This window comes from Demequina capsici, assembly GCF_032102965.1.
In the GTDB taxonomy this organism is placed as follows: Bacteria; Actinomycetota; Actinomycetes; order Actinomycetales; family Demequinaceae; genus Demequina; species Demequina capsici.
In genome coordinates this window covers 2,460,831-2,478,979 of sequence record NZ_CP134880.1, presented here as the reverse complement: position 1 = coordinate 2,478,979, position 18,149 = coordinate 2,460,831, and the positions used below count along the sequence as shown (strand labels likewise).

Here is an 18,149-nt window from a genome sequence, read left to right as displayed (position 1 = left end):
CTCACGAAGGCCCCCGGCGTATGCCGGGGGCCTTCGTCGTATCTGGAGCCCATTCGCGCCTTCGGTGGATTCTGAGGAACCTCTCAGAACCATTCGCTATCTTCTTCTCAGCGCGTCCCCCAGTGCGAAAGGTGCTCATGTTCCCGTTCCGCGTCCCCGCCGAGTGCCATGGCCTGGTGATGAGGGGGAGACCGTGCCCGCGTTGCTGACCCGGGCGGAGCGGCTCGCGCGATCAGTCGCGGTATGGGACCCGTACCACGACACGGCGCATGCTGCGCTTCTCAGCGGCAGCGGCAGGTCCGGCACCACATGGCTTCTCGAGGCGTACTCGCGCGCGGGGGAGCTGCGACCGGTCTTCGAACCCTTCCGACCTGACCTCGACGCGCGGTTCAGCGATCTGCGGCCCGGTCGCTACGTGCCGGTGGACGCTGCACGCCTGCCGTCGCAGGAGGCGGTCGAGGATGTGCTGACGGGCCGTTACAGGCATCCGTGGGCGGATCAGGAGGCCTCGCTCAACCCGTTGAAGCGGTATCGAGGCAGGCTCATCAAGGAGATCCGCTTCCCGATGTGGGCAGGATGGGTCGCTCACCGGCATCCCGACGTTCGGATCGTCCACGTGATCCGGCATCCCCTAGCGACCCTGGCGAGCCAGAGCGTGCTCGGGTGGTCTCCCGAGCGGATGCATTACATGATGGCGCAGCCGGAGCTCGTCGACGGGCTGCTGGGGGATCTGCCGCTCCGGGAGCTGGCGGTCGTCGACGATGCGACGGCGCTCGTGACGCGCTGGGCGGTGGAGAACGTCACAGCCGCGCGCACCTACGGTGCCGACAGGTCGGCGCTAGTGTCCTACGACGTCGCGGTGGAGGACCGGCGGGAGCTGGGCCTCGGGGCGGAGCGCCTCGGCATCGCCCCGGACCGGCTGACCGACCTCGACAAGCCGTCGAAGATGACTCACGCGAAGAGCTCGAATGCTCATGCCACCAAGGACCCGCGTGGCTGGATGAGACGGATCGACGACTCGCAGAAGGCGGTGGTCGCCCGGGTGCTCGACGCCGTGGGTCTGGAGGAGGCGTTCCCGACCGATGGCACCGTCGATCGGGGCGCTCTTCAGCGGTGGTGGGACGCCTGCGGGCGACCGTGACGGTACTGGCTCAGGTCCAGCCCTCTGCGGCCTCCCGCTCGTGCACCAGCAGAGACACCTCGCCTTGCGACCCGCCCAGCACGCTCGCTGAGGCCGCCTCCAGTCCTGCCGCGAGCAGCACGCCTGCGGCGTCCACGTCCCTGACGGTCTGACCCGGAAGCAGGCGGGCTCGAGCGACCACGCCGTCGCCGTGCTGGGCGACGCCCGTGAGCACCGGGCCCGAGTAGATGCCGCGCTCGTCGTATCTGCCGAGCTCCGCGACGACCATCGCATGCTCCCACCGCCACCGCAGGTCACGCGCGTAGACCTTGAGCCGCGGGTCGGTCACGGTGTTCGGGAACCGGTCGACCCGATGGGGAAGCCACGGCTCGATGCCGGAGCCGTGGAGGCGCCAGCCGACCACCGTGGCCGGCGCCAGGACGGCGAGCGAGGCGACGGGGTGGAGCAGGCCGAGGAGCGTCGCCGGGATGGCGACGGCGAGCGCTGTGGCGACGGGGCGGCGCCATGCCAGAAGGCCGTCCCCACGACGCGTGGGTCCCGCGTCGACAGCGCTGTGCAGGGTCGTCATCAGGAGCCTCCGTCTCAAACGATGCGCGATGTGCGCATCACGCTCGATCACGATACCCTGGAGCACGTTCGCCAGAACGGTCGCCGTGTTGCGGGAGACCCGTTGATCTGGCACACTATTCAGGTTGCCCATTGCGGGTAGCCACACGCCACCCACGACTCACCGAGAGATCGGCAGGTCGGAAGTGCGCCGAAGTCTGGCGACACGCCCGAGCGCGGGGGTCGGGGGTGGAGACCACAGTTGTACGAGAGAAAAGGCAGAACCACGCCATGGCGGGACAGAAGATCCGCATCAGGCTGAAGAGCTACGACCACGAGGTCATCGACTCTTCCGCCCGCAAGATCGTCGAGACGGTCACGCGTGCTGGTGCGTCGGTGGTGGGCCCCGTCCCGCTGCCTACCGAGAAGAACGTGTTCTGTGTGATCCGTTCGCCCCACAAGTACAAGGACTCCCGCGAGCACTTCGAGATGCGCACCCACAAGCGCCTCATCGACATCGTGGACCCCACGCCCAAGGCCGTCGACTCGCTCATGCGTCTCGACCTGCCCGCGGTCGTGAACATCGAGATCAAGCTCTAACGCTTCGTTAAGGACTTTTACCATCATGACTACGACTTCCAATGCCCAGCGCAACGTCACTGCGCTGCTTGGTACGAAGCTGGGCATGACGCAGGTGTGGGACGACGAGGGGCGCATCGTGCCCGTCACCGTCGTCCAGGCTGACACCAACGTCGTGACCCAGGTGCGAACCGCTGACGCCGACGGCTACGAGGCCGTCCAGCTCGCGTTCGGCACCGTCGACCCCCGCCGTGTCACCGACCCCCTGAAGGGCCACTTCGAGAAGGCTGGCGTGACCCCGCGCCGCCACGTCGCCGAGGTCCGGACCGCCAACGCCTCCGAGTTCACGCTCGGCCAGGAGCTCACCGTCGAGGTGTTCGAGGCAGGCCAGAAGGTCGACGTCACGGGCACGACCAAGGGCAAGGGCACCGCTGGTGTCATGAAGCGCCACGGCTTCAAGGGTGTCGGCGCCTCCCACGGTGCACACCGCAACCACCGCAAGCCCGGTTCCATCGGTGGCGCGTCCTACCCGGCCCGAGTCTTCCGCGGCATCAAGATGGCCGGCCGTATGGGCAACGCGCGCAAGACCGTGCAGAACCTGACCATCCACTCGGTCGACGCCGAGAAGGGCCTGGTGCTCGTCAAGGGCGCCGTCCCCGGCAACAAGGGCGGCGTGGTCCTCATCCGCACCGCCGTGAAGGGTGCGTGAATCCCATGGCTGACACGCTGACTGTCGACGTGGTCGACGCGAAGGGCAAGAAGTCCGGCACCGCCGAGCTTCCCGCCGAGATCTTCGACGCCGTCACCAACGTCCCGCTGATCCACCAGGTCGTCGTCGCCCAGCGCGCCGCGGCTCGTCAGGGCACGCACGCCACCAAGACCCGCGGCGAGGTCCGCGGTGGTGGCCGCAAGCCCTACAAGCAGAAGGGCACCGGCCGCGCCCGCCAGGGCTCGACTCGCGCACCGCAGTTCGCCGGCGGTGGCACCGTGCACGGCCCGCAGCCGCGTGACTACGCGCAGCGGACCCCCAAGAAGATGAAGGTCGCCGCTCTTCGCGGTGCGCTGTCGGATCGCGCCCGCGCCGGTCGCGTGCACGTCCTGACCTCCATCGTCGCGGGCGAGGTGCCTTCGACCAAGGCCGCCATCGCCGCCCTCAACGCGGCGACCGCCGGACGCTCGGCCCTCGTGGTGCTCGAGCGCACGGACGAGGTCTCGTGGAAGTCGCTGCGCAACGCGGTCGACGTCCACGTCATCGCGGTCGACCAGCTCAACACCTACGACGTGCTCGTCAACGACGACACGGTGTTCACCTCGGGTGCGCTCGAGGCGTTCCTCGCCGGTCCGGCCACGGGCAAGTCTGCCAAGGCCGTCGCGACCGCGTCCGAGGCGGAGGAGAACTAATCATGACCGCTCTGAACAAGGACCCCCGTGACATCCTCATCCGACCGATCGTGTCGGAGAAGAGCTACGGCCTGATGGACGAGGGCAAGTACACGTTCGAGGTCGCGCCGAGCGCCAACAAGACGGAGATCAAGATCGCCGTCGAGCAGGTCTTCGGCGTCAAGGTGACCTCGGTGAACACCATCAACCGCAAGGGCAAGGCGCGTCGCACGCGCTTCGGGCTCGGCAAGCGCAAGGACGTCAAGCGCGCGATCGTCACCGTCGGTGGCGGCGCTGCGCTGGACATCTTCAGCGGCCGGGTCGGCTAGGCAAGGAACAGGACTCGAACCCATGGCTATTCGCAAGTACAAGCCGACGACGCCGGGACGCCGCGGCTCCTCTGTCGCCGACTTCGTCGAGGTGACCCGTTCGGAGCCCGAGAAGTCGCTGGTCCGCCCGCTTCACAAGAAGGGCGGCCGCAACAACACGGGCCGTATCACCACCCGTCACCAGGGTGGTGGCCACAAGCGTGCCTACCGCGTGATCGACTTCCGTCGCCACGACAAGGACGGCGTTCCCGCCACCGTCGCTCACATCGAGTACGACCCCAACCGCACGGCTCGCATCGCGCTGCTGCACTACGCGGACGGCGAGAAGCGCTACATCATCGCGCCGGACAAGCTGAAGCAGGGCGACCCGATCGAGGCCGGTGCCACGGCTGACATCAAGCCCGGCAACAACCTGCCGCTGCGGAACATCCCCACCGGTACGGTCATCCACGCGATCGAGCTCAAGCCCGGTGGCGGCGCCAAGATCGCGCGTTCCGCCGGTGCCTCGGTCCAGCTCGTCGCGAAGGACGGCCCGTACGCCCAGCTGCGCATGCCGTCCGGCGAGATCCGCAACGTCGACGCGCGCTGCCGCGCGACGATCGGCGAGGTCGGCAACGCCGAGCAGTCGAACATCAACTGGGGCAAGGCCGGCCGCATGCGCTGGAAGGGCAAGCGCCCGACCGTCCGCGGTGTCGTCATGAACCCGGTCGACCACCCGCACGGTGGTGGTGAGGGCAAGACCTCTGGTGGTCGTCACCCTGTCTCGCCGTGGGGCAAGCCCGAGGGCCGGACCCGCAAGGCAAACAAGGAAAGCGACAAGCTCATTGTTCGTCGCCGCAAGACTGGCAAGAACAAGCGTTAAGGAGCACCTGAGACATGCCTCGCAGTTTGAAGAAGGGCCCCTTCGTCGACGACCACCTTCAGAAGAAGGTGGACTCGCAGAACGAGGCGGGCACCAAGAACGTCATCAAGACCTGGTCGCGCCGCAGCGTCATCACGCCGGACTTCCTGGGTCACACCTTTGCCGTGCACGACGGCCGCAAGCACGTCCCGGTGTTCGTCACCGAGGCGATGGTCGGTCACAAGCTGGGCGAGTTCGCCCCGACGCGCACGTTCAAGGGCCACGTGAAGGACGACCGCAAGGGCCGCCGCTAAGGCGCCCGAGCGTAGGTAAGAGGAGTTAGAGATGGAAGCCAAGGCGCAGACGCGGTACCTCCGCGTGACCGCCCAGAAGGCTCGCCGCGTCGTGAACCTCGTCCGTGGTCAGAACGCCGTCGAGGCAGCAGCCTCGCTGAAGTTCCAGCCTCAGGCCGTGGCGCCCGACGTGCGCAAGCTCATCGAGTCCGCGATCGCGAACGCTCGTGTGAAGGCCGACCAGGCCGGCGAGCGCTTCGATGAGCGCGAGCTCGTCATCAAGGAGATCTTCGTGGACGAGGGTCCGACCATGAAGCGCATCCAGCCGCGCGCCCAGGGTCGTGCCAACCAGATCCTGAAGCGCTCGTGCCACATCACCGTGACCGTCGCGACCCCGGTCGCCGTCAAGGAAGGGGTGTAACCCGATGGGCCAGAAGGTCAACCCCCACGGCTACCGCCTGGGTATCACCACCGACCACCGTTCGCGCTGGTTCGCCGACTCGACCAAGCCGGGCGAGCGCTACCGCGACTACGTGGCCGAGGACGTCAAGATCCGCAAGCTCATGTCGCAGGGCCTCGAGCGCGCCGGTGTCTCCAAGGTGGAGATCGAGCGCACGGGCGGCCGTGTCCGCGTGGACCTGCACACCGCACGTCCGGGCATCGTCATCGGTCGCCGCGGTGCGGAGGCCGACAAGCTGCGCGCCAACCTCGAGAAGCTGACCGGCAAGCAGGTTCAGCTCAACATCCTCGAGGTCAAGAACGCCGAGGTCGACGCTCAGCTCGTCGCCCAGGGCATCGCCGAGCAGCTCGCGTCCCGCGTCTCGTTCCGTCGCGCCATGCGCAAGGGCATCCAGTCGGCGCTCCGCGCTGGCGCCAAGGGTGTCCGCGTGCAGTGCTCGGGTCGCCTCGGCGGCGCCGAGATGTCGCGCTCGGAGTTCTACCGCGAGGGTCGTGTGCCGCTGCACACGCTCCGCGCCAACATCGACTACGGCTTCTTCGAGGCCCGCACCACGTTCGGTCAGATCGGCGTGAAGGTGTGGATCTACAAGGGCGACATGACCGAGAAGGAGTGGGCTGCCGAGCAGGCGAAGGCCCCGCGTCCCCAGCGCGGTCGTGGCGACCGCGGTGGCCGCGGCGACCGCGGCCCGCGCCGTGACTCGGCTCCGCGCTCTGACGCCCCGAAGGCCGACGCGCCCGCCGAGGCCCCTGCGGCCGACGCTGGGAAGGAAGGCTAGACATGCTCATCCCTCGTCGAGTCAAGTACCGCAAGCAGCACCACCCGGGTCGTTCGGGCGCTGCGACGGGCGGCACCGAGGTGTCGTTCGGCGACTTCGGCATCCAGGCTCTTGAGCCCGCCTACGTCACCAACCGCCAGATCGAGGCGGCCCGTATCGCGATGACCCGTCACATCAAGCGTGGCGGAAAGGTGTGGATCAACATCTACCCGGACCGTCCGCTGACCAAGAAGCCTGCCGAGGTCCGTATGGGTTCCGGTAAGGGTTCGCCGGAGTGGTGGGTCGCCAACGTGAAGCCGGGCCGTGTGATGTTCGAGCTCGCCGGTGTCCCGGAGGAGCTGGCCCGTGAGGCCATGCGTCGTGCGCAGCACAAGCTGCCGATGAAGACCCGTTTCGTTTCCCGTGAGGGTGGTGACATCTGATGGCTATCGGTACCAAGGGCCTCCAGCCCACCGAGCTGGACGCCATGGAGGACGAGCGCCTCGTCGAGGAGCTGAAGAAGGCCAAGGCCGAGCTCTTCAACCTGCGCTTCCAGTCGGCCACGGGTCAGCTCGAGAACCACGGCCGCCTCAAGGCCGTCAAGCGCGACATCGCCCGCATCTACACCATCCTGCGCGAGCGCGAGCTCGGTATCCGCACCGCCCCGACGGCGAAGCAGTAAGGCGAAGGTAAGAGACAATGTCGACCAAGCACACGACTGCCACCGAGAGCCACCGCGCGAACCGCAAGACGCGCCGCGGCTATGTGGTGTCCGACAAGATGGACAAGACGATCACCGTCGAGGTGGAGGACCGCGTCAAGCACCCCCTCTACGGCAAGGTGATGCGTCGCAGCAGCAAGATCAAGGCCCACGATGAGGCCAACACCGCCGGCATCGGCGACCTCGTCGTCGTGATGGAGACCCGCCCGCTTTCCGCTTCCAAGCGGTGGCGCCTGGTCGAGATCGTCGAGAAGGCCAAGTAACTAGGTTCGACCAGGCTCGTGGCGTGAACCGCCGCGAGAACCAGACGACAGGAGACAGACATGATTCAGCAGGAGTCGCGACTGCGAGTCGCCGACAACACGGGTGCGAAGGAAGTCCTCTGCATCCGTGTGCTCGGTGGCTCCCACCGTCGCTACGCCGGCATCGGTGACGTCATCGTCGCCACCGTCAAGGACGCGATCCCCGGCGGAAATGTGAAGAAGGGCGACGTCGTCAAGGCGGTCGTCGTGCGCACCACCAAGGAGCGCCGCCGGCCCGACGGCTCGTACATCAAGTTCGACGAGAACGCTGCTGTGATCCTCAAGGGCAACGACAGCACGGACCCTCGCGGTACCCGTATCTTCGGGCCGGTCGGTCGCGAGCTGCGTGACAAGAAGTTCATGAAGATCATCTCGCTGGCACCGGAGGTCATCTGATGGCGAAGATCAAGAAGGGCGACCTCGTGGTCGTCATCGCCGGACGCGACCGTGGCCAGCAGGGCCGCGTGCTCGAGGTCCTCACCGAGACCGACCGCGTGGTCGTCGAGGGTGTCCAGCGCGTCACCAAGCACATCAAGCCTGGTACGCGTCGCGACAACCAGCAGGGTGGCCTCGTGACCGTCGAGGCGCCGATCCACATCTCCAACGTGATGCTCGTGGACCCGGAGACCAAGAAGGGCACCCGTGTGGGCTTCCGCACGGAAGAGGTCGAGCGTGACGGTCGCAAGCGCCAGGTGCGCGTGCGTGTCGCCAAGCGCTCGGGGAAGGACGTCTGATGGCCACCACCACCAGCACGCTGCCGCGTCTCAAGGAGAAGTATCGTGGCGACATCGTCGCGGCGCTCCGCGAGGAGTTCGGCTACGAGAACATCAACCAGGTCCCCGGCCTGACCAAGATCGTGGTCAACATGGGTGTGGGCGACGCCGCCAAGGACTCGAAGCTCATCGAGGGCGCCATCGCCGACCTCACCGCGATCACCGGTCAGAAGCCGCAGGTCACCAAGGCCCGCAAGTCCATCGCGCAGTTCAAGCTGCGTGAGGGTCAGCCGATCGGCGCGCACGTCACGCTGCGCGGCGACCGCATGTGGGAGTTCCTTGACCGCCTGCTCTCGATCGCGCTTCCGCGTATCCGCGACTTCCGCGGGCTCTCGCCCAAGCAGTTCGACGGCAACGGCAACTACACCTTCGGTCTCAACGAGCAGTCGATGTTCCACGAGATCGACCAGGACAAGATCGACCGCGTGCGCGGCATGGACATCACCGTGGTGACCACCGCGACGAACGACGCCGAGGGCCGCTCGCTGCTGAAGCAGCTGGGCTTCCCGTTCAAGGAGAAGTAAGCATGGCGAAGACCGCGCTGAAGAACAAGGCGGCTGGCAAGCAGAAGTTCGCCGTCCGCTCCTACACCCGGTGCCAGAAGTGCGGACGTCCGCACTCGGTGTACCGCAAGTTCGGCCTGTGCCGCGTGTGCTTCCGTGAGATGGCGCACGCGGGCGAGCTGCCGGGTATCACCAAGAGCAGCTGGTAACTACTACGTCGCAGGTCCGTCCACGACGGAAACCACGGCGAGGAAGAGTGATTCACTCATGACGATGACTGACCCCATCGCAGACATGCTGACGCGTCTGCGCAATGCGAACGCGGCCTACCACGAGACCGTGTCGATGCCGCACTCGAAGCTCAAGGCGAACATCGCCAAGATCCTCGAGTCCGAGGGCTACATCGCCGGCTCGAGCGTCGAGGACGCCGAGGTCGGCAAGACCCTGACCCTCACCCTGAAGTACGGCAACAGCCGCGAGCGTGCGCTCGCCGGTGTCCGCCGCATCTCGAAGCCGGGCCTGCGCGTGTACGCGAAGTCCACCAACCTGCCGAAGGTTCTCGGCGGACTCGGCGTCGCCATCCTGTCCACCTCCTCGGGTCTGCTGACCGACCGCGAGGCCGAGAAGAAGGGCGTCGGCGGCGAGGTCGTCGCCTACGTCTGGTAACCGGAAAGGAGAACGCAGAACTATGTCGCGTATCGGCAAGTACCCCGTTCCGGTTCCCGCCGGAGTGGATGTCACCATCGACGGCGCCGTCGTCACGGTCAAGGGGCCCAAGGGCACCCTGACCCACACGGTCGCCGAGCCCATCACCGCTGAGCAGGGTGCCGACGGCATCGAGGTCAAGCGTCCCGACGACGAGCGCATCTCGAAGTCGCTGCACGGCCTCACCCGCACGCTCATCGCCAACATGGTGCAGGGCGTCACCGAGGGCTACGAGAAGAAGCTCGAGATCGTCGGCACGGGTTACCGTGTCGCGCTCAAGGGCTCGGACCTCGAGTTCGCCCTGGGCTTCTCGCACCCCGTCGTCGTGAACCCGCCGGAGGGCATCACGTTCGCCGTGGAGTCCCCGACCAAGTTCTCGGTCTCGGGCATCAGCAAGCAGCAGGTCGGCGAGGTCGCCGCGAACATCCGCAAGATCCGCAAGCCCGAGCCGTACAAGGGCAAGGGTGTGCGTTACGCGGGTGAGCAGGTCCGTCGCAAGGCCGGAAAGACGGGTAAGTAAGCCATGGGTATCACTGTCAAGGGCAAGGGCAAGGCGATCTCGCGCAAGCGTCGTCACTTCCGCCTGCGCAAGAAGATCTCGGGCACCACGACGCGTCCGCGTCTGGTCGTGACCCGCTCGAGCCGCCACATGGTCGCGCAGATCGTGGACGACACGGTGGGCAAGACCCTCGTGTCCGCCTCGACCCTCGAGGCCGACGTCCGTGCGCTGGATGGCGACAAGACGGCCAAGGCCACCAAGGTGGGCTCGCTCGTCGCCGAGCGTGCGAAGGCTGCTGGCATCGACTCCGTCGTGTTCGACCGTGGCGGCAACAAGTACCACGGCCGTGTGGCTGCGGTGGCCGACGGCGCCCGAGAGGGCGGCCTGGCCCTCTAGGCCCGGACCGGTTAGGAAAGAGATATGGCTGAGAACAACAACGGCCGTCGCAGCAACCGCCGCGACAGCGAGCCGGACAACAAGTTCCTCGAGCGCGTCGTCACCATCAACCGCGTGTCCAAGGTCGTCAAGGGCGGCCGTCGCTTCAGCTTCACCGCTCTCGTGGTGGTGGGCGATGGCGAGGGCAACGTCGGCATCGGCTACGGCAAGGCGAAGGAGGTGCCCGCTGCGATCTCCAAGGGTGTCGAGGAGGCGAAGCGCAACTTCTTCCGCGTGCCTCGTATCCAGGGGACGATCCCGCACGTCGTGCAGGGTGAGGCCGCAGCAGGCGTCGTGTTCCTTCGTCCCGCGTCGCCGGGTACCGGTGTGATCGCCGGTGGTCCGGTGCGCGCGGTCCTCGAGTGCGCTGGCATCCACGATGTGCTGAGCAAGTCGCTCGGCTCGTCGAACGCCATCAACATCGTCCACGCGACCGTCGATGCCCTCAAGCGCCTCGAGCGCCCCGAGGCCGTTGCGGCTCGTCGCGGCAAGTCCGTGGAGGACGTGGCCCCGGCCGCGATGCTCCGCGCCCAGGCAGCGGGGGTGGCGCACTGATGGCACGCCTGAAGGTCGTTCAGAAGAAGTCCACGATCGGTACGAAGCCGCAGCACCGTGAGACCATGCGTTCGCTCGGTCTCAAGCGCATCGGCGACATCGTCGTGAAGGAGGACCGTCCCGAGATCCGCGGGATGGTCAAGGCGGTGGACCACCTGGTCTCCGTCGAGGAGGTTGAGTGATGGCTGACGAGACGACGGAGCCCAAGAAGGCTCCCGCCAAGAAGCCGGCCGCCAAGAAGCCGGCCGCCAAGAAGCCTGCCGCGGAGAAGGCGGAGGCTCCCAAGGCCGCTGCCAAGACCGCAGCTGCGAAGTCGACGGCCGCCGACAAGAAGCCGGCTGCCAAGACCGCTGCCGCCAAGAAGCCTGCCGCGGAGAAGGCGGAGGCTCCCAAGGCCGCTGCCAAGACCGCAGCTGCGAAGGCCGACGCGGCCGAGGCCCCTGCGGCCAAGGTCTCGACGCTGAAGATGCACCACCTGCGTCCCGCCGATGGCGCCCACACCAAGAAGACCCGCGTGGGTCGCGGTGAGGGCTCCAAGGGCAAGACCGCGGGCCGTGGCACCAAGGGCACCGGCGCGCGCTACCAGGTGTCGGCTGCGTTCGAGGGTGGCCAGACGCCGCTGCACATGCGCATCCCCAAGCTGCGTGGCTTCAAGAGCCCGTTCAAGATCACGTACCAGGTCGTGAACGTGTCGCAGATCGCGGAGCTGTTCCCGAAGGGCGGCGAGGTCACCAAGGCCGAGCTCGTCTCGAAGGGCGCTGTGCGCAAGAACCAGCCCGTGAAGGTGCTGGGCAACGGCGACATCGCCGTCAAGGTGACGCTGGTCGACGCGGACAAGGTCTCCGAGTCCGCGAAGGCCAAGATCGAGGCCGCCGGCGGCTCGGTCGCCCAGGGTTAACATCGGTGTCGGGCCCGCTCCACATGCGAGCGGGCCCGCTCCGTGCCCTGACCCCTTGCATCTGACGCCACCAACGGAGGACATATGCTGTCCGGCTTCATGAGTGCGTTCCGCACGCCAGACCTGCGCAAGAAGCTTCTTTTCACCCTCGGCATCATCGCCGTATACCGGCTTGGCGTCGCGGTGCCCACCCCGGGCATCGACTACAACGCCGTGCAGCAGTGCCTGACCGTCACCGGCGGCACCACCGGCGCGTTCGCGATCCTGAACCTGTTCACTGGCGGCGCGCTGCAGCACCTCTCGATCTTCGCGCTCGGCATCATGCCGTACATCACCGCGTCGATCATCGTGCAGCTCCTGCGCGTGCTGATCCCTCGCTTCGAGACCCTGTACCGCGAAGGCGCGGAGGGGCAGGCGAAGCTGACCCAGTACACCCGTTACATCACCATCGGTTTCGCGGTCCTGCAGTCAGCGTCCTACGTGACCCTGGCGCGCACCGGGCAGTTCTTCCCCGGTTGCTCGTACGACATCGTGCCCGACGACTCGTGGCTCCGTATCGCGATCATGATCATCACCATGACCGCGGGCACCGTCCTGATCATGTGGTTCGGCGAGCGCATCAGCGAGCGCGGCGTCGGCAACGGCATGTCGCTCCTGATCTTCACGTCGATCGCGGCGGGCTTCCCCAAGGTCTTCGGCATCGTCTACGCCGCAGGCTGGGGCACCCTGTTCGCCTTCTCGCTCGTGACCGTCGCCGTGATCGCCGGCGTGGTGTTCGTCGAGCAGTCGCAGCGTCGCATCCCCGTCCAGTACGCGAAGCGCGTGGTCGGTCGTCGCACGCTCGGCGGTTCGTCGACGTACATCCCGCTCAAGATCAACATGGCCGGCGTGATCCCCGTGATCTTCGCGGCGTCGCTGCTGTCGCTGCCGACCGTCATCCTGCAGTTCTCGGGAAGCAACCCGCCGAACTGGGTGGTCTGGATGCGCGACAACATCGCGTCGTCCACCTCGCCCTGGCACATCGGGCTCTACATCCTCCTGATCGTGTTCTTCGCGTACTTCTACACGGCGATCACCTTCAACCCGGAGGAGGTCGCTGACAACATGAAGAAGTACGGCGGCTTCATCCCGGGTATCCGCCCGGGCAAGCCGACCGCAGACTTCCTGGACTACGTCCTGTCGCGCATCACGGCAGCCGGCTCCCTGTACCTCGCGATCGTCGCGCTCGTGCCGACCGTGATGTTCGCGGTCCTCAAGCTCAGTCAGAGCATCCCGCTGGGCGGCACCTCGGTGCTGATCCTCGTCGGAGTCGGCCTCGACACCGTCAAGAGGATCGAGTCCCAGCTGGAGCAGCGCCACTACGAAGGGTTCCTCAAGTGATGCGAGCAGTTCTCCTCGGACCTCCCGGAGCAGGAAAGGGCACCCAGGCGGCACGCCTCGCCGAGCAGTGGGGCATCCCGGCGATCTCGACGGGTGACATCTTCCGGGCGAACATCAAGGGGCAGACGGAGCTGGGCCGCAAGGCGCAGGAGTTCACCCACGCGGGCACGCTGGTGCCGGACGAGATCACTAACGCGATGGTGCGTGACCGGCTCGCCCAGGACGACGTGGTCAACGGCTTCCTGCTGGACGGCTATCCGCGCAACCCTGACCAGGCTGTCGAGCTCGATTCGATGCTGGTCGAGCTGGATGTCGCACTCGACGTCGCGATCGAGATCACCGCGGACTCGGAGCTCGTCATCGAGCGCCTGCTGAAGCGCGCTGAGATCGAGGGCCGGGCGGATGACACCGAGCCGGTGATCCGCAAGCGTCTCGAGGTGTATGCCACCTCGACCGCGCCGCTCACCGCGTTCTACGCAGGCCGTGGCCTGCTGGTTCAGGTCGACGGCATCGGTCAGGTCGCCGAGGTGACCGACCGCATCGTCGCGGCTGTCGAGTCTCGCTGATCTCGCGCGTTCCCGCGAGGAAGTCGCATGGCTGACCGGATCGAGTACAAGACGCGCGAGCAGATGCGCGTGATGGCTCGCGCCGGACTCGTGGTCGAGTCGGCTCTTGCCGCTGCACGTGGCGCCGCGGTGGCAGGAGCGACGACCGCGGACGTGGACGCGGCGGCCGCCTCAGCGATCGCTGCGGGAGGCGCGACGTCGAACTTCCTGGGGTATCACGGTTTCCCAGCGTCGAGCTGCGTCTCCGTCAACGATGAGGTCGTGCACGGGATCCCCGGACCGCGCGTGCTGCGTGAAGGCGATCTGGTGTCGATCGACTGCGGTGCGGTCGTCGACGGATGGCACGGCGACTCCGCGATCAGCCTGTCGATCGGGGCGCCGGCTCAGCCGCGTGACGTCGACCTGATCGAGGCGACCCGCCGTGCACTGTGGGCGGGCATCGCGGCACTCGCGTCCGCGAGGAGGCTCGACGAGGTGGCGGCCGCGATCGAGGATGTCGCGATCGCCGCGGATCTTCATCCCATCGACGGCTACGTCGGGCACGGGATCGGCACCGCGATGCATCAGGCGCCCGACGTGCTGAACTACCGCACCCGAGGTCGCCTTGCAAAGGTGCGTCCTGGCATGTGCGTCGCCATCGAGCCCATGTTCGTCGTCGGAACGTCGGACAGCGCGGTCCTTGAGGACGACTGGACGGTGGTGTCTGCGGACGGCTCGCGGGCTGCGCACTGGGAGCATTCGATCGCCGTTCATGATGACGGGATCTGGGTTCTGACGGCGTCTGACGGTGGCGCCTCCGAGCTCGCCGAGCACGGGATCACGCCCGTCGCTCCGTGACCATTGCACGCTCGCGTCGGCCGGTATCAGCCCTGGTGAGCGGATGCGAAGGTTGTCACAACCTGTCGTAGGGCCCTTGCGGCGGCAGCGTGTGCCACGTACGGTTGTGCCCAGCGCGTCGATGCCTCGCCACCGACTGGCGAGACACATCGTCGCATGGGGTTCTCGAGGGAGGTGGCTTGATGGCACGCGGCTTCAACTACGCGCCTGGGGCGAGCGACGATGTGTCACGCGCAGCCGACCCCGCCCTCACTCGGGAGAGTGTCACCGAGCTCTGCTCATCGAAGAACGCGGTCGTCCGGGAGACGCTTGCTCGCCGTTCTGACCTGACCCTCGGGCAGTCGGTGATGCTCACGCATGACAGCGCGGCCGACGTCCGGGCGGCGCTCGGTGCGAATACCGCCGTCGGTGGCACGATCCTCGAGCATCTCTCCGAGGACCGTCATCGCGCAGTCGTGCTCGCGGTCGCCTGTAACCCCCGCACGCCCCTACCTGTCCTCGAGAGGCTCGCGCTCCACAAGCGCGCCGACGTTCGCGACGCGGCCGCCACCACGCTGGAGCGTGTGCTGGCCGCAGTCGAGGCCGTCGACGCTCCGGTCGCGCCCGACGCTCAGGTCGTCCCCATCCACACGGTCGTGGCGGAGCCCGCGCCGCGAGTCGGCTCGGAGTCTGGCGCAGCTCAGCCGCCAGCGCCCGAACCGATGACGCTGCCGTTCTCTGCTCACGGCTGACCACTGCACCAGAGCGGCGCCTGGTAGCAGGACGCCGCATGAACAAGGAATACAGAACCCATGGCATTCTCGTTCTCCCGCTCCAAGGCGGAGGATCTCGCACGCGCTCAGGACCCGAGCACCGTCCCCGCAGACCTCGTCGCGCTCGCGATGCACAAGGACGACGGCGTCCGCGCCGCCGTCGCAGGTCGCGCCGACTGCCCGATGGCAACCATGCTCGTGCTCGCACAGGACAAGGATGGGGACGTGCTCGACGCGCTGGTGCAGAACCCCTCCGCAAGCGTCACGGTGCTGCAGATGCTCGCCGACTCGCGCCGCGGCGGCGTCCGCAACGCTGCTCGCAGGCGCCTCGGCGTCACCTCGTGATGTAGCCCACACCATCACCGGTCTGCCATCCGGCGGCCACGTGATCGACATCTTGCCTCACTAGCCTCCTCAGCATCTCCCTCCCATCCGGGCGGGACATGCTGAGGGGAGTCATCGTGGCCGATGACGAGAGGTCGTGGGCCCGCGCGCTCATGGTGAGCAGCGGCGTAGCGCTCGACCACCGGGACCGTGCGGCTGGCCCTAGCCATGAATGGCTCGAAGCGGGTGCGGCGGACCTTGCGCGCGCACGCCTGCTTCAGTTCGCCTCGCACCCCGATCCGCGGATCCGGGAGACGATCGCGTTACGGCCGGACTGTCCCGTGGGCGTGCTCGCGACACTCGCGTTCGACGGCGACCGGACGGTGCGACGGGGTGTCGCCTCGAGCCCTCGGATCCCGCAGGCCGTCAGCACGGAGCTGGCAGGGGACCGGGACCAGGCGGTCCTCAAGGCTCTGCTGCGCAACCCCGCGACCGACGAGGCGACGGTGCGGGCGCTTGCCGGTCACCGGAGGGCCGAGATCCGCGAGATCGCGCGCGCGGCGATCGAACGCCGTGCCGCGGCGCTGCCGACGTCCCGTGACGCGGCGGCCGACCCTGACGAGCACATTCCCATGGAGCTCAGGGACCGTTGGCGCCCGCCTCAGGCGGAGGTGAGTCCCGCTACCCCGCAGGCCGCGCGCACCTACGCTCCCCGACCCGTCGTGCCCGCTCGTGCCGTGATCCGCGCGAGTCAGGCGTGAGTGCCCGGATGTAGCATTCTTCACATACCGTCGCGGATCGAGGCCCTCGCTCAGTAACCTGTGCAGATCACCGATGGACACGTCGCAGTGAACTTTGCCGAGGGGCGTGAGATGTCCGAGAACCGAGAGCCGTTCCGCGGTTTCGCGCGTCCGGCCGCCGCATCCGATGCGCAGCGCGCGACTGCGCTCCTCGACACGGCAGCGGTTCGCGCGCTCAGAGTGGTCCATCTCGGTGGCGCGACGCCGTCTCAAGGCATACCGACCGTCTCCCCGCAGGCATCCGCCCTGATCGCAAGCGCGACCACCCCGCTGACGTCCTCGATCCCCGTGGTGACGGAGCAGACCGCCGCGCAATCATCGACGCCGACGGCATCCAGCCCCGCACCCCGCGATGAGGTTCCTGCAGCTGCGACGCCATCGGCCGTACCTGCGGCGCCTTCCGCACCGACCGCGGCGCCTTCCGCACCGCCTGCGACTGCGTCGGCACCCCTTGCGGAGGCCGCTCGGGCCGAGCCGCCCCTCCGCGAGGTGGCGACTGCCACGCCCGCCGCGCGGCCCGCACCCGCAGTGGCTCCGTTCGCAGCTGAGGCGTTCGAGGCGTTCACCTCAGCGGCGTCCATGCCCTCCTCGGAGCCCGCTGTCGCCGTGCCGTCCCAGTTCGTGTCGGAACCGGCTGCAGCCGTCGAGGTCGCGCCTGCGTCGCGTACGCCGCTCGGCGTTGACATCGAGCTCGTCGATCATCCTGAGGAGGGCACTCCTGCTCTCGCGCCCGACGAGGCGAGCCCCGCGGAACCCGCCGGTGCCAGCTCTGCTGTGCTCACCGCGTCGCAGGCCGAGGACGTGCTCACGCACGAGCCGGTGCTCATCTCCGGTGGTGAGATCATCCGCCCGCAGTCCATGCCGGCTGCCATGCCTGGCCGCGGTGCCGCAGGGGCGTACGCCCCCCAGGAGACTGCCGATGCCCGGGACGATCTGACGCTCGCCTCTGACCCGAACGTCTCGGGTCAGCAGCTCATGGCGCTGGCCACCCATCGCAGGGCAGCCGTCCGCACCGCCGTGGCGTGCCGTCCGGACCTGCCGGCGACAGTGGTGGTGTTCCTCAGCCGCGATCATTCGACCGAGGTCCTCACGGCGCTGCTGGGCAATGCCCGCGTGCCGGCCTCGACGGTGCGCTTCCTCGCGGACCACCGTGACCCCCGCGTCGCGGACCTCGCGGTCCAGCGCCTGCGCAACGACTTCCGCTGACACCAGGCGGCTTGTGAGCCGCGCGCGGAGGGACTATACTCGTCCGTCGGGCCATTTCTGTGCGCCCGAAAATTCATGTCCACCAAAGTTAGCGGAGTCCATGGCTAAGAAAGACGGCGTCATCGAGGTCGAAGGCACCGTGGTCGAGGCATTGCCGAACGCGTCGTTCCGTGTGGAGCTGACCAACGGTCACCTCGTCCTCGCCCACATCTCAGGCAAGATGCGCCAGCACTACATCCGAATCCTCCCCGAGGATCGTGTGGTGGTGGAGCTGAGCCCGTATGACCTGTCCCGCGGCCGGATCGTCTACCGCTACAAGTGAACGTCGCTGCCGGCTCCGGTAGGAACCGGGACCGACAGCGAAGGAAAGAACCATGAAGGTTAAGCCCAGCGTCAAGCCGATCTGCGACAAGTGCAAGGTCATTCGACGGGGTGGCCGTGTGATGGTCATCTGCGAGAACCTGCGCCACAAGCAGCGTCAGGGCTAGACAAGAGAAGTAGACCTCGTTCAGGACCGGGACACCGGAACCCTCGGCTCGGAGGCCGAGGCCCGCGCAGACAATCAGCGGG

32 protein-coding genes are annotated in these 18,149 nt (G+C 67.4%); 31 read left to right on the top strand and 1 reads right to left on the bottom strand.

The window, feature by feature from the left end; genetic code table 11:
• Positions 1-193 precede the first annotated feature (193 nt).
• The gene (locus RN607_RS11860) at positions 194-1,141 is read left to right on the top strand and encodes an N-formylglutamate amidohydrolase (RefSeq protein WP_313542775.1); all 948 of its coding nucleotides are present in this window, start codon (positions 194-196) and stop codon (positions 1,139-1,141) included.
• 10 nt (positions 1,142-1,151) lie between these two features.
• On the opposite strand, the gene RN607_RS11855 is transcribed toward RN607_RS11860, so the two are convergent.
• Complete coding sequence (locus RN607_RS11855) at positions 1,152-1,709, bottom strand: hypothetical protein (RefSeq protein ID WP_313497455.1); 558 nt, start codon at positions 1,707-1,709, stop codon at positions 1,152-1,154.
• 269 nt (positions 1,710-1,978) lie between these two features.
• On the opposite strand from RN607_RS11855, the gene rpsJ reads away from it, so the two are divergent.
• The 30 genes from rpsJ (at position 1,979) to rpmJ (ending at position 18,067) form a co-directional block, all read left to right on the top strand.
• A complete protein-coding gene (gene rpsJ / locus RN607_RS11850) occupies positions 1,979-2,287 on the top strand; it encodes a 30S ribosomal protein S10 (protein ID WP_062200749.1) in 309 nt (102 codons plus the stop codon).
• Positions 2,288-2,312: 25 nt separating this feature from the next.
• Positions 2,313-2,975, top strand: coding sequence for a 50S ribosomal protein L3 (gene rplC, locus RN607_RS11845; RefSeq protein ID WP_313497452.1), 663 nt, complete (start codon positions 2,313-2,315; stop codon positions 2,973-2,975).
• Positions 2,976-2,980: 5 nt separating this feature from the next.
• On the top strand, positions 2,981-3,667 hold the full coding sequence (rplD, locus tag RN607_RS11840) for a 50S ribosomal protein L4 (RefSeq protein ID WP_313542774.1): 687 nt from the start codon (positions 2,981-2,983) through the stop codon (positions 3,665-3,667).
• Positions 3,668-3,669: 2 nt separating this feature from the next.
• Complete coding sequence (gene rplW / locus RN607_RS11835) at positions 3,670-3,975, top strand: 50S ribosomal protein L23 (protein ID WP_313497449.1); 306 nt, start codon at positions 3,670-3,672, stop codon at positions 3,973-3,975.
• A gap of 22 nt (positions 3,976-3,997) precedes the next feature.
• A complete protein-coding gene (rplB, locus tag RN607_RS11830) occupies positions 3,998-4,837 on the top strand; it encodes a 50S ribosomal protein L2 (protein ID WP_313497447.1) in 840 nt (279 codons plus the stop codon).
• Between the two features lie 14 nt (positions 4,838-4,851).
• Positions 4,852-5,130 (top strand): 30S ribosomal protein S19, encoded by a 279-nt coding sequence (gene rpsS / locus RN607_RS11825; RefSeq protein ID WP_313497445.1) that lies wholly within the window; start codon positions 4,852-4,854, stop codon positions 5,128-5,130.
• A 31-nt stretch (positions 5,131-5,161) separates the two neighbouring features.
• Positions 5,162-5,530: a 50S ribosomal protein L22 gene (gene rplV / locus RN607_RS11820; RefSeq protein ID WP_313497443.1), complete on the top strand. Its 369-nt coding sequence runs from the start codon at positions 5,162-5,164 to the stop codon at positions 5,528-5,530.
• Positions 5,531-5,534: 4 nt separating this feature from the next.
• On the top strand, positions 5,535-6,344 hold the full coding sequence (gene rpsC, locus RN607_RS11815; protein WP_313497442.1) for a 30S ribosomal protein S3: 810 nt from the start codon (positions 5,535-5,537) through the stop codon (positions 6,342-6,344).
• Positions 6,345-6,346: 2 nt separating this feature from the next.
• The gene (rplP, locus tag RN607_RS11810; protein ID WP_313497440.1) at positions 6,347-6,766 is read left to right on the top strand and encodes a 50S ribosomal protein L16; all 420 of its coding nucleotides are present in this window, start codon (positions 6,347-6,349) and stop codon (positions 6,764-6,766) included.
• A complete protein-coding gene (gene rpmC, locus RN607_RS11805; protein WP_313497438.1) occupies positions 6,766-7,005 on the top strand; it encodes a 50S ribosomal protein L29 in 240 nt (79 codons plus the stop codon). The genes rplP and rpmC overlap by 1 nt, the downstream gene beginning before the upstream one ends.
• 17 nt (positions 7,006-7,022) lie before the next feature.
• Positions 7,023-7,307 (top strand): 30S ribosomal protein S17, encoded by a 285-nt coding sequence (rpsQ, locus tag RN607_RS11800; protein WP_313497436.1) that lies wholly within the window; start codon positions 7,023-7,025, stop codon positions 7,305-7,307.
• A 60-nt stretch (positions 7,308-7,367) separates the two neighbouring features.
• Positions 7,368-7,742 carry a 50S ribosomal protein L14 gene (gene rplN / locus RN607_RS11795; RefSeq protein ID WP_313497435.1) on the top strand — a complete coding sequence of 125 codons (375 nt, stop codon included), beginning with the start codon at positions 7,368-7,370 and terminating at the stop codon, positions 7,740-7,742.
• Positions 7,742-8,080, top strand: a complete 339-nt coding sequence (gene rplX, locus RN607_RS11790; RefSeq protein WP_313497433.1) for a 50S ribosomal protein L24 — start codon at positions 7,742-7,744, stop codon at positions 8,078-8,080. The genes rplN and rplX overlap by 1 nt, the downstream gene beginning before the upstream one ends.
• Positions 8,080-8,643 carry a 50S ribosomal protein L5 gene (gene rplE, locus RN607_RS11785; RefSeq protein ID WP_313497432.1) on the top strand — a complete coding sequence of 188 codons (564 nt, stop codon included), beginning with the start codon at positions 8,080-8,082 and terminating at the stop codon, positions 8,641-8,643. The genes rplX and rplE overlap by 1 nt, the downstream gene beginning before the upstream one ends.
• 2 nt (positions 8,644-8,645) lie before the next feature.
• Positions 8,646-8,831, top strand: coding sequence for a type Z 30S ribosomal protein S14 (locus RN607_RS11780; protein ID WP_313497431.1), 186 nt, complete (start codon positions 8,646-8,648; stop codon positions 8,829-8,831).
• Positions 8,832-8,889: 58 nt separating this feature from the next.
• Positions 8,890-9,288 carry a 30S ribosomal protein S8 gene (rpsH, locus tag RN607_RS11775; protein WP_313497429.1) on the top strand — a complete coding sequence of 133 codons (399 nt, stop codon included), beginning with the start codon at positions 8,890-8,892 and terminating at the stop codon, positions 9,286-9,288.
• Positions 9,289-9,310: 22 nt separating this feature from the next.
• The gene (gene rplF / locus RN607_RS11770; protein ID WP_313497427.1) at positions 9,311-9,847 is read left to right on the top strand and encodes a 50S ribosomal protein L6; all 537 of its coding nucleotides are present in this window, start codon (positions 9,311-9,313) and stop codon (positions 9,845-9,847) included.
• A 3-nt stretch (positions 9,848-9,850) separates the two neighbouring features.
• A complete protein-coding gene (rplR, locus tag RN607_RS11765) occupies positions 9,851-10,222 on the top strand; it encodes a 50S ribosomal protein L18 (RefSeq protein ID WP_313497425.1) in 372 nt (123 codons plus the stop codon).
• Positions 10,223-10,246: 24 nt separating this feature from the next.
• On the top strand, positions 10,247-10,816 hold the full coding sequence (gene rpsE, locus RN607_RS11760; protein WP_084124475.1) for a 30S ribosomal protein S5: 570 nt from the start codon (positions 10,247-10,249) through the stop codon (positions 10,814-10,816).
• Entirely contained in the window at positions 10,816-10,998 is a 183-nt protein-coding gene (gene rpmD, locus RN607_RS11755) for a 50S ribosomal protein L30 (protein WP_062200766.1), read from the top strand. Before rpsE ends, rpmD begins: the two co-directional genes overlap by 1 nt.
• Positions 10,998-11,714, top strand: a complete 717-nt coding sequence (gene rplO / locus RN607_RS11750; protein WP_313542772.1) for a 50S ribosomal protein L15 — start codon at positions 10,998-11,000, stop codon at positions 11,712-11,714. Before rpmD ends, rplO begins: the two co-directional genes overlap by 1 nt.
• Before the next feature lie 84 nt (positions 11,715-11,798).
• Complete coding sequence (secY, locus tag RN607_RS11745; protein WP_313497418.1) at positions 11,799-13,094, top strand: preprotein translocase subunit SecY; 1,296 nt, start codon at positions 11,799-11,801, stop codon at positions 13,092-13,094.
• Entirely contained in the window at positions 13,094-13,660 is a 567-nt protein-coding gene (locus RN607_RS11740; protein ID WP_313497417.1) for an adenylate kinase, read from the top strand. Before secY ends, RN607_RS11740 begins: the two co-directional genes overlap by 1 nt.
• A gap of 27 nt (positions 13,661-13,687) precedes the next feature.
• Positions 13,688-14,497, top strand: coding sequence for a type I methionyl aminopeptidase (gene map / locus RN607_RS11735; protein ID WP_313542770.1), 810 nt, complete (start codon positions 13,688-13,690; stop codon positions 14,495-14,497).
• A 182-nt stretch (positions 14,498-14,679) separates the two neighbouring features.
• The gene (locus RN607_RS11730) at positions 14,680-15,228 is read left to right on the top strand and encodes a hypothetical protein (RefSeq protein WP_313542768.1); all 549 of its coding nucleotides are present in this window, start codon (positions 14,680-14,682) and stop codon (positions 15,226-15,228) included.
• A gap of 60 nt (positions 15,229-15,288) precedes the next feature.
• A complete protein-coding gene (locus RN607_RS11725; RefSeq protein ID WP_313497412.1) occupies positions 15,289-15,594 on the top strand; it encodes a hypothetical protein in 306 nt (101 codons plus the stop codon).
• A gap of 116 nt (positions 15,595-15,710) precedes the next feature.
• The gene (locus RN607_RS11720) at positions 15,711-16,334 is read left to right on the top strand and encodes a hypothetical protein (RefSeq protein ID WP_313497410.1); all 624 of its coding nucleotides are present in this window, start codon (positions 15,711-15,713) and stop codon (positions 16,332-16,334) included.
• 111 nt (positions 16,335-16,445) lie between these two features.
• On the top strand, positions 16,446-17,579 hold the full coding sequence (locus RN607_RS11715; protein WP_313542766.1) for a hypothetical protein: 1,134 nt from the start codon (positions 16,446-16,448) through the stop codon (positions 17,577-17,579).
• Between the two features lie 100 nt (positions 17,580-17,679).
• Positions 17,680-17,901 carry a translation initiation factor IF-1 gene (gene infA / locus RN607_RS11710; protein ID WP_061960952.1) on the top strand — a complete coding sequence of 74 codons (222 nt, stop codon included), beginning with the start codon at positions 17,680-17,682 and terminating at the stop codon, positions 17,899-17,901.
• A 52-nt stretch (positions 17,902-17,953) separates the two neighbouring features.
• The gene (gene rpmJ, locus RN607_RS11705) at positions 17,954-18,067 is read left to right on the top strand and encodes a 50S ribosomal protein L36 (RefSeq protein WP_062200775.1); all 114 of its coding nucleotides are present in this window, start codon (positions 17,954-17,956) and stop codon (positions 18,065-18,067) included.
• The last annotated feature ends 82 nt before the right edge of the window (positions 18,068-18,149 follow it).

What these genes read in the sequence shown, in the direction of transcription:
- rplW (WP_313497449.1), top strand. Translation starts at nt 3,670, where the DNA reads ATGACCGCTCTGAACAAGGACCCCCGTGACATCCTCATCCGACCGATC.
- RN607_RS11725 (WP_313497412.1), top strand. Translation starts at nt 15,289, where the DNA reads ATGGCATTCTCGTTCTCCCGCTCCAAGGCGGAGGATCTCGCACGCGCT.
- RN607_RS11780 (WP_313497431.1), top strand. Translation starts at nt 8,646, where the DNA reads ATGGCGAAGACCGCGCTGAAGAACAAGGCGGCTGGCAAGCAGAAGTTC.
- RN607_RS11730 (WP_313542768.1), top strand. Translation starts at nt 14,680, where the DNA reads ATGGCACGCGGCTTCAACTACGCGCCTGGGGCGAGCGACGATGTGTCA.
- map (WP_313542770.1), top strand. Translation starts at nt 13,688, where the DNA reads ATGGCTGACCGGATCGAGTACAAGACGCGCGAGCAGATGCGCGTGATG.
- rpmC (WP_313497438.1), top strand. Translation starts at nt 6,766, where the DNA reads ATGGCTATCGGTACCAAGGGCCTCCAGCCCACCGAGCTGGACGCCATG.
- rpsE (WP_084124475.1), top strand. Translation starts at nt 10,247, where the DNA reads ATGGCTGAGAACAACAACGGCCGTCGCAGCAACCGCCGCGACAGCGAG.
- rpmD (WP_062200766.1), top strand. Translation starts at nt 10,816, where the DNA reads ATGGCACGCCTGAAGGTCGTTCAGAAGAAGTCCACGATCGGTACGAAG.
- rpsS (WP_313497445.1), top strand. Translation starts at nt 4,852, where the DNA reads ATGCCTCGCAGTTTGAAGAAGGGCCCCTTCGTCGACGACCACCTTCAG.
- rplN (WP_313497435.1), top strand. Translation starts at nt 7,368, where the DNA reads ATGATTCAGCAGGAGTCGCGACTGCGAGTCGCCGACAACACGGGTGCG.
- infA (WP_061960952.1), top strand. Translation starts at nt 17,680, where the DNA reads ATGGCTAAGAAAGACGGCGTCATCGAGGTCGAAGGCACCGTGGTCGAG.
- rplV (WP_313497443.1), top strand. Translation starts at nt 5,162, where the DNA reads ATGGAAGCCAAGGCGCAGACGCGGTACCTCCGCGTGACCGCCCAGAAG.
- rplE (WP_313497432.1), top strand. Translation starts at nt 8,080, where the DNA reads ATGGCCACCACCACCAGCACGCTGCCGCGTCTCAAGGAGAAGTATCGT.
- rplD (WP_313542774.1), top strand. Translation starts at nt 2,981, where the DNA reads ATGGCTGACACGCTGACTGTCGACGTGGTCGACGCGAAGGGCAAGAAG.
- rplR (WP_313497425.1), top strand. Translation starts at nt 9,851, where the DNA reads ATGGGTATCACTGTCAAGGGCAAGGGCAAGGCGATCTCGCGCAAGCGT.
- secY (WP_313497418.1), top strand. Translation starts at nt 11,799, where the DNA reads ATGCTGTCCGGCTTCATGAGTGCGTTCCGCACGCCAGACCTGCGCAAG.
- rplO (WP_313542772.1), top strand. Translation starts at nt 10,998, where the DNA reads ATGGCTGACGAGACGACGGAGCCCAAGAAGGCTCCCGCCAAGAAGCCG.
- RN607_RS11855 (WP_313497455.1), bottom strand. Translation starts at nt 1,709, where the DNA reads ATGACGACCCTGCACAGCGCTGTCGACGCGGGACCCACGCGTCGTGGG.
- rpsJ (WP_062200749.1), top strand. Translation starts at nt 1,979, where the DNA reads ATGGCGGGACAGAAGATCCGCATCAGGCTGAAGAGCTACGACCACGAG.
- rpsH (WP_313497429.1), top strand. Translation starts at nt 8,890, where the DNA reads ATGACGATGACTGACCCCATCGCAGACATGCTGACGCGTCTGCGCAAT.
- rpsC (WP_313497442.1), top strand. Translation starts at nt 5,535, where the DNA reads ATGGGCCAGAAGGTCAACCCCCACGGCTACCGCCTGGGTATCACCACC.
- rpsQ (WP_313497436.1), top strand. Translation starts at nt 7,023, where the DNA reads ATGTCGACCAAGCACACGACTGCCACCGAGAGCCACCGCGCGAACCGC.
- rplF (WP_313497427.1), top strand. Translation starts at nt 9,311, where the DNA reads ATGTCGCGTATCGGCAAGTACCCCGTTCCGGTTCCCGCCGGAGTGGAT.
- RN607_RS11715 (WP_313542766.1), top strand. Translation starts at nt 16,446, where the DNA reads ATGTCCGAGAACCGAGAGCCGTTCCGCGGTTTCGCGCGTCCGGCCGCC.
- rplP (WP_313497440.1), top strand. Translation starts at nt 6,347, where the DNA reads ATGCTCATCCCTCGTCGAGTCAAGTACCGCAAGCAGCACCACCCGGGT.
- rplC (WP_313497452.1), top strand. Translation starts at nt 2,313, where the DNA reads ATGACTACGACTTCCAATGCCCAGCGCAACGTCACTGCGCTGCTTGGT.
- rplX (WP_313497433.1), top strand. Translation starts at nt 7,742, where the DNA reads ATGGCGAAGATCAAGAAGGGCGACCTCGTGGTCGTCATCGCCGGACGC.
- rpmJ (WP_062200775.1), top strand. Translation starts at nt 17,954, where the DNA reads ATGAAGGTTAAGCCCAGCGTCAAGCCGATCTGCGACAAGTGCAAGGTC.
- RN607_RS11740 (WP_313497417.1), top strand. Translation starts at nt 13,094, where the DNA reads ATGCGAGCAGTTCTCCTCGGACCTCCCGGAGCAGGAAAGGGCACCCAG.
- rplB (WP_313497447.1), top strand. Translation starts at nt 3,998, where the DNA reads ATGGCTATTCGCAAGTACAAGCCGACGACGCCGGGACGCCGCGGCTCC.